The sequence below is a fragment of the Nitrogeniibacter mangrovi genome, from assembly GCF_010983895.1.
Classification (GTDB): domain Bacteria; phylum Pseudomonadota; class Gammaproteobacteria; order Burkholderiales; family Rhodocyclaceae; genus Nitrogeniibacter; species Nitrogeniibacter mangrovi.
In genome coordinates, this window is sequence record NZ_CP048836.1 from 4,123,488 (window position 1) to 4,137,678 (window position 14,191).

Consider the following 14,191-nt stretch of genomic DNA (forward strand, 5'->3'; position numbering starts at 1 on the left):
CTCAAATGACGAAGCAACCGTTCCGGGCACTCGTGTCCGCCCTCATCGGCGCCGCGTTCGTGGCCCTCGCACCGACGGCCCAGGCGGCCGACACCACGGTGCTCAAGCTGTCCCACCAGTTCCCCGCGTCGACCGGCGCCGACGGCGATTTCCGCGACCAGCTGGCCCGCAAGTTCGCCGCCGAAGTGGAGCAGAAGACCGGCGGCTCGCTGAAGATCGAGGTCTATCCGGGCAGCTCGCTGATGAAGACCAAGAGCCAGTTCAGCGCCCTGCGCAAGGGCACCCTGGACATGTCGGTGCTGCCGCTGGCCTATGGCGGCGGTGAGGTCCCCGAGGTCACCCTCACCCTGATGCCGGCGCTGGTGCACAGCTACGAGCAGGGCCTGCGCTGGAAGACGGCGCCCATCGGCAAGGAACTGGACCGGATCCTCGAGTCGAAGGGCATCAAGATCGTCACCTGGGTGTGGCAGGCCGGCGGCATCGCCAGCCGCGACAAGCCCATCCTGGTGCCGGATGACATGAAAGGCCTGAAAGTGCGCGGCGGTGCCCGCACCATGGACCAGATGATCAACGGTGCCGGCGGCTCGGCCACCAGCCTGCCCTCCAGCGAGATCTACAGCGCCATGTCCACCGGCGTGCTCGACGCGGCGCTGACCTCCAGCACCTCGCTGATCAGCTACCGCCTCAACGAGGTCGCCAAGGCGGTCACCACCGCGCGCGGCAAGACCTTCTGGTTCATGTTCGAACCGGTGCTCATCTCCATGGACGCCTGGAACCGCCTCACCCCGGAACAGCAGAAGGTGGTGATGGAAGTGGGCGCCTCGCTCGAGCCGTTCGCGGTCGAGGGCGCCAAGCGTGACGACCAGCGCCTCGCCGAGGTCTATGCCGCCGGTGGCGCCAAGGTGGTGGACATGGACGATGCGGCCTTCGCCAAGTGGGTGGCCATCGCCAAGGAAACCTCCTACAAGGAGTTCGCCAAGGACGTGAACAACGGCCAGGCCCTGATCGACATGGCCCAGGCGGTGAAGTGACATGAGTGTCGCCACCCACTCCACGGCCGGGCACCGGCCGGCGGAGTCGGGTGGCCGGTCGGCCTGGCGCCTTTTCGCCCAGACCGTGAAGGGCTTCAACGTCCTGACCGGCTACCTGTCTGCCGTCATCGTCGTGATCACCTCACTGATCGTGTGCTACGGCGTGTTCATGCGCTACTTCATGGACTCGCCCATCGACTGGGGGCTGGAGCTGTCGATCTTCCTGCTCATCATCGCCACCTTCATGAGCGCCGCCTACACCCAGCTGCAGCGCGGCCACGTGAGCATCGAGATCTTCGAGCACCTGCTCTCGGAACGCGCCAATCGCTGGCGCTTCCTGATCGGCGATGCCTTGTCGTTGATCTTCTGTGCCTTTCTGGCGTGGAACGCCTGGCACTTCTTCCTCGAAGCCTTCAATGACGGCCGCGTCACCGACAGCACCTGGGCCCCGAAGCTGTGGGTGCCCTACCTGTCCATGGCCGTCGGCAGCACCGCGCTGAGCCTGCAATTGCTGGTGCAGATCGTCGACGCGCTGGTCGGCTGGAAAGGCCGGCCCCACGCCACGGGCCCGGAGTGGAGGGAATAATGGATACGACCACCATCGGCCTGCTGTACGCGGGCGTCACCCTGGTGCTGCTGTTCTCGGGCATGCCCATCGCCTTCGCGCTGGGCCTGTCGGCGCTGGGTTTCATGGCCGGGTTCATGCCCTCGGCCCACCTGGGTTCGGTCGCCGAGACCCTGTTTTCCGAGTTGGACAACTTCACCTTGCTGACCATCCCGCTGTTCGTGCTCATGGGCGCGGCGATCGGCAAGACCCGCGCGGGCACCGACGTATACGGTTCGCTCAACGCCTGGCTGTACAAGATCCCCGGCGGCCTCGGCCTCGCCAACGTGTTCGCCTGCGCGGTGTTCGCGGCCATGTGCGGCTCCAGCCCGGCCACCTGCTCGGCGATCGGTTCCTCGGGCATCCCGCAGCTGGTCAAGCGCGGCTACTCGGAGGGGCTGGCCACCGGCATCATCGCCGCCGGCGGCACCCTGGGCATCCTGATTCCGCCCTCGCTCACGCTGATCCTGTACGGCCTGGCTTCCGAACAATCCATCGGCCGCCTGTTCATGGCCGGCATCGGCCCGGGCACGCTGCTGATCTTCCTGTTCGCCCTGTGGGTGATGATCAAGTACAGCCTGGAGCGGCGCACCGCGCGCGCGGCCGCCACCGACGGGCCGGCCCACGCCATCTCGGAAGACGAGCACTTCAGCTGGGCGGACCGCCTCGCCTCGCTGCCGCGCCTGCTGCCCTTTCTGCTGCTGATCGCGCTCATCATGATCGCCATGTACGGCGGCTGGGCGACGCCGTCGGAGGTGGCCGGCATCGGCGCCGCCGGCTCGGTGATCATGGTCATCGTGCTGTACCGGTGCTATCGCGCCGGCGACGTCAAGGTGATCCTCTCCGGCACCATCCGCGAGAGCACGATGATCATGATGATCATCGCCACCTCCTTCCTGTTCACCTTCGTGATGAGCTATCTGGGCGTGACCCAGCAGGCGGCCAGCTGGCTGGTGGGCCTGGGGCTGTCCAAATGGGCCTTCTTCTTCTGGGTGAACATCTTCATCGTGGCGCTGGGCTTCTTCCTGCCGCCGGTGGCCATCATCCTCATGATCACGCCCATCATCCTGCCCTCGCTCAAGGCGCTGGGCATCGACCTGGTGTGGTTCGGCATCGTCATGACCATCCTCATGGAGATGGGCCTGATCCATCCGCCGGTGGGGCTGAACCTGTTCGTGATCAACGGCATCGCCCCCGAGATCAAGCTCAAGAACATCATCTGGGGCACCATGCCGTTCATCGGTCTCATGATCGTGGGCATCCTCATCCTGTGCCTCGTGCCCGGGATTGCCACCTGGCTCCCCAATCACTTCTATCAAGGGGGCTAAGCCAAGATGACTGCCTCTCAACAATGGAACACCCTCCAGCAGGGCCGGCAGCGCCGCCTGGAGCGGGCCGCCGCCCTGGCGCAGGGCAAGCGCGTCGAGGCCGACAAGGTGGTCGAACTGCTCGAAGCGATCATCGAACCCGGTGACCGCATCTGCATCGAGGGCAATAACCAGAAGCAGGCCGACTTCCTCGCCCGCGCCATGGTGCAGACCGACCCCGAGCGGGTGCGCGAGCTGCACCTGGTGCAGTCGGTGCTGTCCCTGCCCGAGCATGTGGACATCATCGAGCGCGGGCAGGTCAGCCGCATCGACTTCTCCTTCTCGGGCCCGCAGTCCGGCCGCCTGGCGCGGCTGGTGGAGTCGGGGCGCATCACCATCGGCGCCATCCACACCTATCTGGAGCTGTTCGGCCGCTACTTCGTGGATCTCACGCCCCATGTGGCGCTGGTGGCCGCGCAGATGGCCGACCGCCAGGGCAACCTCTACACCGGCCCCAACACCGAGGACACGCCGGCGATCATCGAAGCCACCGCCTTCAAGGGCGGCATCGTCATCGCCCAGGTGAACGAGATCGTCGACACCCTGCCGCGGGTGGACATCCCCGCCGACTGGGTGGACTTCACCGTGCCGGCGCCCACGCCGCACTACGTGGAACCCCTGTTCACCCGCGACCCGGCGCTGATCACCGAGACCCAGGTGCTCACCGCGATGATTGCCATCAAGGGCCTGTACGCGGAATACGGCATCACCCGGCTCAACCACGGCATCGGATTCGACACCGCCGCCATCGAGCTGCTGCTGCCCACCTACGCCACCGAGCTCGGCCTCAAGGGCAAGATCTGCACCCACTGGGCGCTCAACCCGCACCCGACGCTGATCCCCGCCATCGAGGCCGGCTTCGTGCAGTCGGTGCATTCTTTCGGCTCTGAAGTGGGCATGGAGAATTACGTGGCCGCTCGGCCCGATGTGTTCTTCATCGGCCCCGACGGTTCGATGCGCTCCAACCGCGCCTTCTGCCAGGCCGCCGGCCACTACGCCTGCGACCTGTTCATCGGCTCCACTTTGCAGATCGACCTGCACGGCAACAGCTCCACCGCCACCCGCGGCCGCATCGCCGGCTTCGGCGGCGCGCCCAACATGGGCGCCGACGCCCGTGGCCGTCGCCATGCTTCGCCCGCCTGGCTCAAGGCCGGCCGGGAAGGGCGGGGCGACATCCCCATGCCGCGCGGCCAGAAGCTGGTCGCCCAGGTGGTGGAAACCTTCCGCGAGCACATGGCGCCGGCCTTCGTCGAGCGCCTCGACGCCTGGGACCTGGCCGAATCGGCGGGCATGGACCTGCCGCCGGTGATGATCTACAGCGAAGACCTCACCCACATCATCACCGAGGAAGGCATCGCCCATCTGGTCCGTTGCCGCAGCCCGGAAGAGCGCGAACAGGCCATCCGCGGCGTCGCCGGCTACACCCCGGTGGGCATGGGCCGCGACAAGCGCGCGGTGGAGAACCTGCGTGACCGCGGCATCGTCCAGCGCCCGGAAGACCTGGGCATCGACCCGCGCCAGGCCACCCGCGACCTGCTCGCCGCCCGCAACGTCAAGGATCTGGTGCACGCCTCGGGCGGGCTCTACGACCCGCCGAAGAAGTTCCGCAACTGGTAGGAGCGTGACATGGAACGATTCGAGATCACCCTGCCCGCCGAAGCGGCGGGCCATGCCCGGCAGAGCGCCCTCACCGGCGTCGTCTCCTCGGGCAACCTGGAAGTGCTGATCGAAGCCGGTCAGAACCCGGCCGAGTGCGCCATCGAGGTCAACACCTCGGCCCACGGCTTTCGCGACATCTGGGAAGCGGTGCTGAGCGACTTCGCCGAGCGCCACCCGGCCGGCGGCCTGCGTATTGCCATCAACGATGCCGGCGCCACGCCTGCCGTGGTGAGCCTGCGCCTGGCCCAGGCCTTTGAAGACAGCACCGGAGAAGCATCAAGCGTCGGCGCACGGCCGCCCGAAGGCGACGCGCCTCCTCCCTCGGGGAGGATGTCGCGAAGCGACAGGAGGGTAGAAAAATGAGCCGACGCATCAGCTATTTCGAAGCCAGCGCCCGCGCCCGCGTAGCCACACTGGCCGACGAGCGCAGCTTCACCGAGTTCTGCCCGCCCGCCCAGCGCCGCACCAGCCCGCATCTGGCCCGGCTCGACGCCCCGGTCGCCTTCGACGACGGCGTGGTGGTCGGCTCGGCCACCGTGGCCGGCCGGCCGGTGCTCATCGCCGCGCAGGAGGGCAAGTTCAACGGCGGCGCCGTGGGCGAAGTGCACGGCGCCAAGATCCGCGGGCTGCTCGAACGCGCCGCCCGCGAGAAGCCCGCCGCCGTGCTGCTGCTGGTGGATTCCGGCGGCGTGCGTCTGCACGAGGCCAATGCCGGCCTCATCGCCATCTCCGAGATCATGCGTGCGCTCATGGCGGCCCAGGCCGCCGGGGTGCCGGTGTTCGCCCTCATCGGCGGCTCCTGCGGCGCCTTCGGCGGCATGGGCATCGTCACCCGCCTGTGCGACGAAGTGATCATGTCCGAGGAAGGACGCCTGGGTCTGTCCGGCCCCGAGGTGATTGAAACCGTGAAGGGCGTGGGCGAGTTCGACTCCCGCGACCGCTCGCTCGTGTGGCGGGTCACCGGCGGCAAGCTGCGCCGGGCGCTGGGCGAAGCCACCCGGCTGGTGGATGACGATGCCGCCGCCTTCCGCGCCGCCGCCGTGGCCGCACTGGCGAACCATCGCAACGCCCCGGGGGATCTCGCCTCGCTCAAGGCTGCGCAAGCCGCGCTCACCGAGCGCCGCGCCGCCCACCCCGACACCCGCGACGGGCTCGAGGTCTGGCGCGCCATCGGCCTGCCCCAGCCGGAGGCCGTGCCCATGCTCGCCGCCGACACCTTCAACCAACAGCTCGCGCAGCTGGCCACGGAGGCCTGACCATGTCTGACGCACGCCTTTTCGACGCCCTGTTCGGCGCCGGGAATCACGAGGTCGTCATCGACGGCCACTTCGTCGCCGGCCCCGCCCGCCTGGGCGGCACCCCGGTGGCCGTCATCGGCTCCTGGGACGCCGCCGCGGTGGATGGCGACCTCGCCCTGGCCATCGCCGGCGAGATCCTGCGCGTGGTCGAGGCCGACACCGGCACCACCGCCCGCCCCATCGTCTTCATCGCCGACACCCAGGGCCAGGCCCTGTCGCGCCGCGAGGAACTGCTCGGCCTCAACGGCTGCTTCGCCCATGTGGCCCGCTGCGTCGATCTGGCGCGCCGCGCCGGTCACACGACGCTGACGCTCATCCACGGCGAAGCCGTCTCCGGCGGCTTCCTCGCCTTCGGCATGCTCGCCGACCGCATCATCGCCCTGCCGGACGCCCAGGTGCGCGTCATGGACCTGCGCGCCATGTCGCGGGTCACCAAGATCGAGCTCGAACGCCTGCAGACGCTGGCCAAAGCCTCGCCCGTTTTCGCCCCCGGCGCCGACAACTACTGGCGCATGGGCGCCGTCAGCACCCTGTGGGACCGCGCCGACGGCCACTGGCCGGCCATGCTGGCCGCCGAACTGGCTGAAGCCCGCAAGGTGGCGGGGCAGGACGTGCGCGCCCGCACCGGTGCTGAACGCGGCGGCCGCAAGCTGGCCGCCGCCGTCGCCGCCGAGGTGGCCGGTGGCTGAGCCCTCGCCCCGCCGCCACGACCTGGCCTGGGTGGACGCCGCCGCCCTCGACCGGCTGGCGGTGCACGCGGCGGACCGCCCCGTGCTGGACGACTGGCTGCAACAGGCGCGACCGCTGGTGGTGGGCCGCCGCGAGCCGGGCGACGCCCGCCTGCGGCTGGGCTTCACCGTGACCGGCACCGGCGCGCGCTGGCGGGTGGGCGTGCTCGCGCCACCCGACACCCTCATCCGCCATGCGCCGCCACCGCCCCTGGGCGCGCTGGCCGCGAGCGCACCGGCCCGGTGGCAGGCGCCGCTCGCGCATCTGGCCACCGCCATGGGCGCCATCGGCCAGACCGTGCGCGGCTACGGGTCGCTGGTGAACCAGCACCTGAGCGGCGCGCCCTGCCTGCGCCCCGACAGCGACGTGGACGTGCTCGTGGACTGCACCGACCGCGCCCGGGCCCTGCGGGCCCTGGCGGTGCTCGGCCGCCATGGCGACGGCACCCCGCGCATCGACGGGGAACTGCGCCTCGCCGGCTGGGCGGTGGCCTGGCGCGAGCTGGCGGCGGCACTCGAGGCCGACCGGTCGGTGCTGGCCAAGTCGGACACCGCGATCCGGCTCATGACGGCGGCCGAGTTCCTGGACGCCGTTCACCCTGGACATGACGATGCCGATCACCACCGCCGCCGCGCGGCCTGATACCGCCCCCGTCCTCAGCCCGGCGGCGCTCGACGCCGCCTGCTGCGCCGCGCTCAAGCACGAGGCCGACGCCTGGCCCAAGCCCGGCCTGGTCACGCCGGTCGATCCGGGCAGCCACCGGGACATGAACTACGCCAGCTTCGTCGACAGCATCGCCGCGCTGCGCGGCTACTTCGCCGAGATCGCCGAGGCGGGCGCGCGCGGCGCGCGCTATGCCGAACTGCAGGTCATCGCCATCGCCGCCGAGGCGCGCATGATGGCCGCCACGCGCGGCGCCAACACCCACCGCGGCGCCATCTTCAACCTCGGCCTGCTGGCCGCGGCGGCCGCCTGGCGCGCGGCCCATCCGTCGCCCGCGCCGGTTCGTTGCGGCGCGCTCGTCGCCCGCCTGTGGGGACCGGCCATTGCGGCCTCGAGACGCGCGGCGCCCACCTCCCACGGGCAGGCGGTGTGGCAGCAGTTCGCTGCCGGCGGCGCCCGGGCGCAAGCGGCGGGCGGCTTCCCCGCGGTCTATCGGCTCGGCCTGCCCGCCCTGCAGGCCTTGCTGGCCGAGGGCATCGAGGAGGACACCGCCCTCATCGGCACCCTCATGACCCTCATGGCCCACCTCGACGACACCAACCTGCTGTGGCGCGGCGGGGACGCCGGCCTGGCCGACGTGCAGGCCGCCGCCCGGGCCTTTCTGCATGCCGGCGGTGTGCGCCGGCCCGACTGGCGCGAGGCGCTGATCGACATGCACGGCTGGATGGTCGCGCGCCGCCTGAGCCCGGGCGGCAGCGCCGACCTGGTGGCCGCCACCTGGCTGGTCCACCGGCTGGACGGCGCATGAGACTGGCGATCCTGTGCTCCGGGCAGGCGCGGCAACACTGCCAGATGCTCGACGCATTGCTCGTGGCCCCGGACTGCGCGGCCCTGTGCGAGACCGCCTCCGCCGTGCTCGGCGAACCGGTGGACCGCTGGTGGCACGCGCTCGACGCCCGCACCCTGTTCCTCAACCGCAACGCCCAGTTCGCCATCGCCCTCTACCAGATCGCGGCCTGGCAACGCCTGTCGGCGCAGCTGCCGCAGGCGCCGGCGGTGGTGGCCGGGTACTCGCTCGGCGAGGTGATGGCCTGGCATGTGGCCGGCGCCCTCGATGCCGCCGACACGCTCGCCCTGGTGCGCGAGCGCGCCCGCCTCATGGACACCTGCCTGCCGCCCGCGCCGCCGGGCCAGGGCTGCATGGCGCTGTGGCGCGGACGCACCCCGCCGGCGCTGCACGAGGCGCGCGCCGCGGCCATGCGCCGCCACGGCATCGTGGTCGCCATCCACCGCCCGGGCGGCGACTGGGTGCTGGGCGGCCCCCCCGCGGCGATGGACGCCTTCGCCGCCGATCCCGCCATCGCCGCGGCGGATCTGAAACGCCTGCCCGTGGAAGTGCCCTCGCATACCGCCCTGCTGGTCGGGGCCGTCGCGCCGTTCCGCGCGGCGCTCGCCCGCGCGCCGCTCCACTCGCCGTCGATGCCCGTCATCGCCGGCATCGACGGGCGCCTGCAACGCCAGGACAGCGACGCCCTCGACAGCCTGCCCCGGCAGCTGGCCGAGCCGCTGCACTGGGACTGGTGCATGGAAACCCTGGCCTCGATGGCGGTGGACGTGGCCATCGAGCTGGGCCCGGGCAACGACCTGGCCCGTCAGCTCGAGACCGAGCTCCCCGGCTCGGTGGCCCGGGCGGTGGACGAGTTCGCCGACGCGGCCGACATGGGCCAGTGGCTGGCGGCGCACGCATGAGCCCTGCGCGCGGGCGGCTGCGGATCGACGGCTTCCTGGCCACCATGCTCAGCGCCGTGGCGCTGGCGATCGTCTTCCCCCAGCTGGGCCGCTCCGACGGCCCGCTGCACCTGGGCATGGTGACGAACGTCGGCGTCGGCCTGGTGTTCCTGCTGCACGGGGCGAACCTGGCCACCGACAAGCTGCTCGCCGGCATGCGCCACTGGCGCCTGCACCTGTTCGTGCAGCTGTGCACCTTCGCGCTGTTTCCGCTGCTCGGCCTCGCCCTGGCGTGGACGCTGGCCGATCGGGTGGCGCCGGGCCTCATGGTGGGCCTGCTGTTCCTGTGCATGCTGCCCTCGACCATCTCCTCCTCGGTGGCCTTCACCGCCATGGCCGGCGGCAACGTGGCGGCAGCGGTGTTCAACGCCACCCTGTCGAACCTGATCGGCATCGTGCTCACACCGTTGCTGATCAGCCAGGTGCTGCATGTGGCCGGCGAGGGCCTGCCCATCGGCCGCGCCATCGTCGGCATCAGCGTGCAGCTGCTGCTGCCCTTCATCCTCGGCCAGCTGCTGCGCCCCCATGTGCATGCCTGGATGGTGCGCCACAAGGCCCTGACCCATCGCGTGGACCGGGGCGTGATCGTGCTCATCGTGTTCTGCTCCTTCAGCGATTCGTCCGCCGCCGGCATCTGGTCGGGGCAAGGCTGGGTGGCGGTGATCGAGGCGCTGGGGGTGTGCGCCGGGCTGCTGGCGCTGGTGCTCTCGCTCACCCGCATGGCCGCGCGGCGACTCGGCTTCGCCCGCGACGACGAGGTGGTGGCGGTGTTCTGCGGCTCCAAGAAAAGCATCGCCAGCGGCATCCCCATCGCCCGGCTGCTGTTCGGCGTGCGCCCGGACCTGGGCCTGATCCTCCTGCCCGCCCTGCTCTACCACCAGATCCAGCTCATGGCCTGCGCCGCCCTGGCGCGACGCTACGCGCGCGCATCGGGCTGACGCGGGCGGGCGCGTCCTGTCTATACTCGTGCCCATGCGCCTGCCCGTCGTCCCCACCATCGTCATCGCCCAGCTGTTCGGCACCTCGCTGTGGTTCTCCGCCAACGCGGCCGCCGGGGCGCTGATGCACGACTGGGGCATCGGCGCCGCCGAGCTCGGCCAGCTCACCAACGCGGTGCAGCTCGGCTTCATCATCGGCACCCTGATCTTCGCCCTCACCGGTCTGGCCGACCGCTTCGCCGCCAGCCGCATCTTCGCCGTGTGCGCGGTGCTCGGCGCGCTCGCCAACGCCGCCTTCGCGCTGTTCGCCGAGGGCATGGGCAGCGGCCTGGCGCTGCGCTTCGCGGTGGGTTTCAGCCTCGCCGGGGTGTATCCGCTGGGGATGAAACTGGTGGTGAGCTGGGTGCCCGAGCGCGCCGGCCATGCGCTGGCCCAGCTGGTGGGCATGCTCACCCTCGGCACCGCGCTGCCCCACGGGGTGCGCTTCGCCGGCGGCGACTGGCCCTGGCAGGCGGTGCTGCTGACCGCCTCGGTGCTGGCGGTGCTCGCGGCCATCATGATCTTCGCCCTCGGCGACGGCCCCCACCTGAAACGCAAGGCCGGCGCGCACCCGTTGCGCCTGGGCCGGGTGCTCACCGCGTTCACGATCCCCACCTTCCGCGCCTCGGCGCTGGGCTACTTCGGCCACCAGTGGGAGCTGTACGCGATGTGGACCCTGGTGCCGCTGTTCATCGCCGGCTCCAGCCTGGCGGGTTTCGCCGCCTCCAGCGCGCTGAGCTTCGCCATCATCGGCATCGGCGCGGTCGGCTGCATCGCCGGCGGCTTCGTGAGCCGGCGCACCGGCAGCGCCCCGGTGGCGGTCACCGCCATGGCGATCTCGGCCCTGTGCTGCGCGCTCTTTCCGCTACTGAGCCACGCCGCACCGCCCGTCGTGCTCGGGCTCATGCTGGTGTGGGGGGCCAGCGTGGTGGCCGACTCGCCGCATTTCTCCGCCCTCTCCGCCCGGGCCTGCCCGCCCGAGATCGTCGGCAGCGCGCTGGCTCTGCAGAACGCCCTGGGCTTTGCGGTGACGATGATCTCGATCGCCTGGGGGACGGCGGTGGTGGAGGCCTGGGGGGCCAAGGTGGCCTGGCTGCTGCTGCCGGGCCCGGTGCTGGGCGCCCTGGCGATGCGGCCGCTGCTGCGGCGCGCGCGGCCCTGATCGGCAGGTGCCGCAGTGCGGCCGGATGCCCTGCGGACACGCCGCTTCGGCCGCGCCGCATGCGGCGCTCCATCCGGTGCGCCTGACGCCCCGGTCCGGATTAAAGCTCGCGAACACGTGGATCCCTGCATAGACTGAAAGCATCAACCCATCTTGCGACGACGCAAAAACGAACGCCAGTGGGAGCCAGATGAAGGGACAGCCACAGACGTATTCCATGCGGCCGGCGAGCAGCGACAGCCGGGCCGCGATCCGGGCCCGGTACGCGATTGACGAGGCCGAGGCCGTGCGTGAGCTGGCGACGCGGCTGGGGCTGCCGGCGGACCGGCGCCAGGCGGTGACGGACCGGGCCGCGCGGCTCATCGACCAGGTCCGGGACGACACCGACCCGACGATGATGGAGGCCTTTCTCGACGAGTACGGCCTGTCGACCGACGAGGGCGTCGGCCTGATGTGCCTGGCCGAGGCGCTGCTGCGGGTGCCCGACGCCGAGACCATCGACGATCTGATCGAGGACAAGATCGCCCCGTCCGACTGGAGCGCCCACCTGGGCCACTCCTTCTCGCCGTTGGTCAACGCGTCCACCTGGGCGCTGATGCTCACCGGGCGCATGCTCGGCTCCGACCCCTCGCGGCCCGTGGCCGGCGCGCGCCGGCTCATCAAGCGGCTGGGCGAGCCGGTGGTGCGCACCGCGGTCGGCCGGGCGATGAAGATCATGGGGCAGCAGTTCGTCCTCGGCCAGACCATCGAGGAGGGCCTCAAGCGCGCCGACAAGCTGCGCGCCCGTGGCTACACCTACTCCTACGACATGCTCGGCGAGGGCGCGCGCACCGACGCCGACGCGCAGGCCTTCTACGACAGCTACGCCCACGCCATCGAGCGGATCGCGCAGGTCGCCCGGGGGACGTGCGCGACAACGCCGGCATCTCGGTCAAGCTCTCGGCGCTCTCGGCCCGCTACCTGAGCACGCACCGCAAGGCGATCGACGCAGAGGTCATCCCGCGCTGTCTGGCACTGGCGCAGATGGCCGCCAAGGCGAAGGTCGGCTTCAACATCGACGCCGAGGAGCAGGACCGGCTCGACGTGTCGCTCGACGTGGTCGACGCCGTGCTGGCGGACCCGAGTCTGGCCGGCTGGGACGGCTTCGGGGTCGTGGTGCAGGCCTACGGCAAGCGCGCACCGGCGGTGCTCGAGCACCTGTATGCGCTCGCCGGGCGGCTGGGGCGCCGGATCATGGTGCGCCTGGTCAAGGGCGCCTACTGGGATACCGAGATCAAGCTCGCGCAGGAACTGGGCGCCGACGCCTTCCCGGTGTTCACGCGCAAGGTGAACACCGACGTGTCCTACATGGCCTGCACCAGGATGCTGCTGGACATGCGCGACCGCATCTACCCGCAGTTCGCCACCCACAACGCCCACACCTGCGCCGCCGTGCTCGAGATGGCCGGCACCGATCACGACAGCTTCGAGTTCCAGCGCCTGCACGGCATGGGCGAATCGCTGCACGAGATCGTGCGCCAGCAGGCCGGCACGCGCTGCCGCATCTACGCGCCCTGCGGCCCGCACAAGGACCTGCTCGCCTACCTGGTGCGGCGCCTGCTGGAGAACGGGGCCAATTCGAGCTTCGTCAACCAGATCGTCAACACCGACATCGCCCCCGAGGCCATTGCCGCCGACCCGGTGGACCGGGCACTGGCGACCGAGCCGATCCAGAACCCGGGCATCCGCCTGCCGCGCGAGCTGTTCGCGCCCGGCCGCGTCAACTCGCGCGGATGCCGGCTCGAGGAGCCGGCCGTCGCCGGGCCGCTGATCGAGGCGCGCGACCGCTTTGCCGACACCCGGTGGACGGCCCGGCCGGTGCTGGCCGGTGACGCCGCCCCCGCCGGCGCGGCGAGGGCGCTGCGCTCGCCGGCCGACGGCAGCGTCGTCGGGCAGGTGCACGAAGCCACGGCGGAGGAGGTCGCCCGCGCCCTCGACGCCGCCCAGGCGGGGTTCGCGCAGTGGTCGCGCACGCCGGTCGACACCCGCGCGGCGACCTTGCGCCGGATCGCCGACCTTTACGAAGAACACATGGCGGAGTTCTGCGCCATCGCCACCCGCGAGGCGGGCAAGATCCTGCTCGACGGGGTGGCCGAGGTGCGCGAGGCGGTGGATTTCCTGCGCTACTACGCGGCCGAGGCCGAGCGGCTGGACGCCGAGGACCCAGCCGAGGGACGCGGCGTGTTCGTGTGCATCAGCCCGTGGAATTTCCCCCTGGCGATCTTCACCGGGCAGATCGCCGCCGCCCTGGCGGCCGGCAATGCGGTGGTGGCCAAGCCGGCCGAGCAGACGCCGATCATCGCCACCCGGGCCGCGCAGTTGTTCCGCGAGGCCGGCGTGCCCCCGGCGGCCTTCCAGCTGCTGCCGGGCGACGGCCCGAACGTGGGCGGCCCGCTCACCGCCGACTCGCGCATCGCCGGCGTCTGCTTTACCGGCTCGACCGCGACGGCGCAGCGCATCCACCAGACGCTGGCGGCCCATGCGCCGGCCAGCGCCGTGCTGATCGCCGAGACCGGCGGCCTCAACGCCATGATCGTGGATTCCACCGCCCTGCCCGAGCAGGCGGTGGACGACATCGTCGCCTCGTCCTTCCAGTCGGCCGGGCAGCGCTGCTCGGCGCTGCGCATGCTCTACGTGCAGGAGGACACCCGCGACCGCGTGGTGGAGATGCTCATGGGCGCCATGGACACGCTGGTGACCGGCGACCCGTGGTCCATCGACACCGACGTGGCCCCGGTCATCGACGCCGAGGCACAGGCCGACATCCGCGCCTATGTCGATGCGCAGGAACAGCGCGGCCGTGTGCTCAAGCGCCTCGCCGCCCCGAGGGCGGCACCTTCGTCGGCGCGGCGCTGGTCGCGGTCGATGGCATCG

12 protein-coding genes and 1 pseudogene are annotated in these 14,191 nt (G+C 71.1%); all 13 read left to right on the forward strand.

The annotated features are described in order from the left end of the window. Positions 1-5 precede the first annotated feature (5 nt). Positions 6-1,031, forward strand: coding sequence for a TRAP transporter substrate-binding protein DctP (dctP, locus tag G3580_RS19200; RefSeq protein ID WP_173768286.1), 1,026 nt, complete (start codon positions 6-8; stop codon positions 1,029-1,031). 1 nt (position 1,032) lies between these two features. Further along, positions 1,033-1,617: a TRAP transporter small permease gene (locus tag G3580_RS19205; protein WP_173768288.1), complete on the forward strand. Its 585-nt coding sequence runs from the start codon at positions 1,033-1,035 to the stop codon at positions 1,615-1,617. Further along, the gene (locus G3580_RS19210; protein ID WP_173768290.1) at positions 1,617-2,963 is read left to right on the forward strand and encodes a TRAP transporter large permease; all 1,347 of its coding nucleotides are present in this window, start codon (positions 1,617-1,619) and stop codon (positions 2,961-2,963) included. Before G3580_RS19205 ends, G3580_RS19210 begins: the two co-directional genes overlap by 1 nt. A gap of 6 nt (positions 2,964-2,969) precedes the next feature. Continuing rightward, positions 2,970-4,619 (forward strand): malonate decarboxylase subunit alpha, encoded by a 1,650-nt coding sequence (gene mdcA, locus G3580_RS19215; RefSeq protein WP_173768292.1) that lies wholly within the window; start codon positions 2,970-2,972, stop codon positions 4,617-4,619. Between the two features lie 9 nt (positions 4,620-4,628). Beyond that, entirely contained in the window at positions 4,629-5,024 is a 396-nt protein-coding gene (gene mdcC / locus G3580_RS19220; RefSeq protein WP_173768295.1) for a malonate decarboxylase acyl carrier protein, read from the forward strand. Further along, entirely contained in the window at positions 5,021-5,917 is an 897-nt protein-coding gene (locus G3580_RS19225) for a biotin-independent malonate decarboxylase subunit beta (RefSeq protein WP_173768297.1), read from the forward strand. Before mdcC ends, G3580_RS19225 begins: the two co-directional genes overlap by 4 nt. Positions 5,918-5,919: 2 nt before the next feature. Then, the gene (mdcE, locus tag G3580_RS19230) at positions 5,920-6,648 is read left to right on the forward strand and encodes a biotin-independent malonate decarboxylase subunit gamma (RefSeq protein ID WP_173768299.1); all 729 of its coding nucleotides are present in this window, start codon (positions 5,920-5,922) and stop codon (positions 6,646-6,648) included. Beyond that, the gene (mdcG, locus tag G3580_RS19235; protein WP_173768301.1) at positions 6,641-7,330 is read left to right on the forward strand and encodes a malonate decarboxylase holo-[acyl-carrier-protein] synthase; all 690 of its coding nucleotides are present in this window, start codon (positions 6,641-6,643) and stop codon (positions 7,328-7,330) included. Before mdcE ends, mdcG begins: the two co-directional genes overlap by 8 nt. Then, positions 7,299-8,159, forward strand: coding sequence for a triphosphoribosyl-dephospho-CoA synthase MdcB (gene mdcB / locus G3580_RS19240; RefSeq protein WP_173768303.1), 861 nt, complete (start codon positions 7,299-7,301; stop codon positions 8,157-8,159). Before mdcG ends, mdcB begins: the two co-directional genes overlap by 32 nt. Continuing rightward, a complete protein-coding gene (locus G3580_RS19245) occupies positions 8,156-9,100 on the forward strand; it encodes an ACP S-malonyltransferase (RefSeq protein WP_173768305.1) in 945 nt (314 codons plus the stop codon). The genes mdcB and G3580_RS19245 overlap by 4 nt, the downstream gene beginning before the upstream one ends. Beyond that, positions 9,097-10,077, forward strand: a complete 981-nt coding sequence (locus G3580_RS19250) for a bile acid:sodium symporter family protein (protein WP_173768307.1) — start codon at positions 9,097-9,099, stop codon at positions 10,075-10,077. Before G3580_RS19245 ends, G3580_RS19250 begins: the two co-directional genes overlap by 4 nt. Positions 10,078-10,111: 34 nt before the next feature. Next, positions 10,112-11,278 carry an MFS transporter gene (locus G3580_RS19255; RefSeq protein WP_173768309.1) on the forward strand — a complete coding sequence of 389 codons (1,167 nt, stop codon included), beginning with the start codon at positions 10,112-10,114 and terminating at the stop codon, positions 11,276-11,278. A gap of 217 nt (positions 11,279-11,495) precedes the next feature. Beyond that, positions 11,496-14,104: pseudogene (putA, locus tag G3580_RS20320) on the forward strand (bifunctional proline dehydrogenase/L-glutamate gamma-semialdehyde dehydrogenase PutA); the annotation flags it as partial. Positions 14,105-14,191 lie beyond the last annotated feature (87 nt).